Origin of the sequence: Microcoleus sp. MOSTC5, from assembly GCF_036701825.1 — a bacterium.
In the GTDB taxonomy this organism is placed as follows: domain Bacteria; phylum Cyanobacteriota; class Cyanobacteriia; order Cyanobacteriales; family Microcoleaceae; genus Microcoleus; species Microcoleus asticus.
On record NZ_JAUBRK010000163.1, the window covers coordinates 1 to 1,959 of the forward strand.

At 46.4% G+C, this 1,959-nt stretch carries 2 protein-coding genes and 1 pseudogene; 2 read left to right on the forward strand and 1 reads right to left on the reverse strand.

Annotated elements, in window-relative coordinates; genetic code table 11:
- Positions 1-195, reverse strand: a pseudogene (locus tag QUA54_RS34100) (hypothetical protein); the annotation flags it as partial.
- Positions 196-220: 25 nt separating this feature from the next.
- On the opposite strand from QUA54_RS34100, the gene QUA54_RS34105 reads away from it, so the two are divergent.
- A complete protein-coding gene (locus QUA54_RS34105) occupies positions 221-487 on the forward strand; it encodes a hypothetical protein (RefSeq protein ID WP_333419444.1) in 267 nt (88 codons plus the stop codon).
- A gap of 313 nt (positions 488-800) precedes the next feature.
- The gene (locus QUA54_RS34110) at positions 801-1,913 is read left to right on the forward strand and encodes a diguanylate cyclase (protein ID WP_333419445.1); all 1,113 of its coding nucleotides are present in this window, start codon (positions 801-803) and stop codon (positions 1,911-1,913) included.
- Positions 1,914-1,959 lie beyond the last annotated feature (46 nt).

Here is a 1,959-nt window from a genome sequence, read left to right on the forward strand (position 1 = left end):
GCTTCTGTGATTTATTGCGTAAGCGTTGCTTGCCGTAGGCGTCGCATCCTTCTTTAAAAACTGTCCGGAGTATTGATTGATTTTAACTATTTTACACTTATTCGGATATTTACAAAACCGGGATGCTCCCCGCTCGGAAATCGTCAAATTAAAGTCTTTTGCAACCCGATTTAAGGTAAAATCACTGTAAGACATTTGAATGGTATGCAAAAGTTAGATCGTGTCCGGTTGTATCAGTTGCGTAGGGGCGGGTTTAGCCGACAATTGTTTCATCAAACAAACAACTTTTCGTCAAAACCCGCCGTTACCAAGCGTGACCGATGCTAACGGACATGATATTATTGGCCGATCGCACAAAAAGCAGCCCCATAAAAAGGCGAAACAAAGGGTACATATCAATCTCTACAGCACGTGCAACGTCTCTACAGCTACACGAACCTTCGGTGTACCTCATACGGCTGCAATGCTCTACCCAACCTACGAATGATTAAATCGATTTATCACCCTAAGTACGGGACAGCCGGGTAGTTTACGTAAATCTACTGTAGGAGATCACTCAGTTTCCGAGTAATTTGATACTGGGAGAAAACCTATCCGAAGCGTAACAAAATGAACACAGCTACACGAACCTTCGGTGTAGCTCATACGGCTGCAATGCTCTACCCAACCTACGAATGATTAGATCGATTTATCACCCTAAGTACGGGACAGCCGGGTAGTTTACGTAAATCTACTGTAGGAGATTACTCAGTTTCCGAGTAAATTGATACGACGAGAAAACCTATCCGAAGCGTAACAAAATGAACACAGCTCTTATAAAGCTTCCTTTAACAAAAATTACAAATCTTGTTAATGAAGGCACAACAAGCCAGTACAACCTAGCAATGGAAAAACTGCTCGTCGTTGTGCAAGAACTCTCGTTAGCCCGCAGCCTCGAAGATGTGATGGCGATCGTGCGAGTTGCCGCACGCCAACTCACAGGTGCTGATGGTGCTACCTTTGTCTTGCGCGACAAAGATCAGTGTTTCTATGCCGACGAAGATGCAATTGCACCTCTGTGGAAAGGGCGGCGGTTTCCAATGAGTATATGCATCAGCGGTTGGACAATGTTAAACCGTCAACCAACCGTCATCCCAGACATCTATGAGGACGCTCGTATTCCCCACGCCGCTTATCAGCCCACATTTGTCAAAAGTCTGGCAATGGTTCCAATTCGGACAATAGACCCAATTGGCGCGATCGGCAACTATTGGGCACAGCCGCATCAACCCACTGACCAAGAGGTGAAGCTACTCCAAGCACTGGCAGATACAACAGCCGTCGCGATCGAGAACGTGCAGGTGTATGCCGAACTGGAACAACGAGTGCGCGATCGCACCGCTGAGTTAGAAACTGTCAACGTCAAACTGACGCAGGAAATTTGGGAACGGCAACAAGCAGAGGAACAGGTGCGGCAATTGTCGTTGACAGACGAGTTGACACAGTTGCACAATCGACGCGGTTTTTTTGTCCTGGCACAGCAGCAGTTAAAAGTAGTCCGCCGCCAGAAAAGTTCATGCTGTCTCCTGTTTGTCGATCTAGACGGTTTGAAACAACTTAACGATAATATGGGTCACGAGGTAGGCGATCGGGCAATTGCAGATGCGGCTGAGATTTTGAAAGAAACCTGCCGCAGTTCAGACATTGTTGCTCGTTTGGGTGGAGATGAATTTGTCATTTTTGCGCTCAACTACTTAGAGAATGCCGAAGAGCTTGTAGTTCGCTTGCAAGCAAACATCGCTCGTTTCAACCATGAGAGCAACCGCTGCTATCAACTGTCTATGAGTATTGGCATCCAGTGCTGTATTCCAGACTGTGAAACCTCGCTGGAGCAATTAATAGCCCTAGGGCGTCGGTTCAGTATTAGGAGTTGACAAAAAAAGGAATTTATGAAATTAGCCAGTGCATGAGTTCGAGTCT

What these genes read in the sequence shown, in the direction of transcription:
- QUA54_RS34110 (WP_333419445.1), top strand. Translation starts at nt 801, where the DNA reads ATGAACACAGCTCTTATAAAGCTTCCTTTAACAAAAATTACAAATCTT.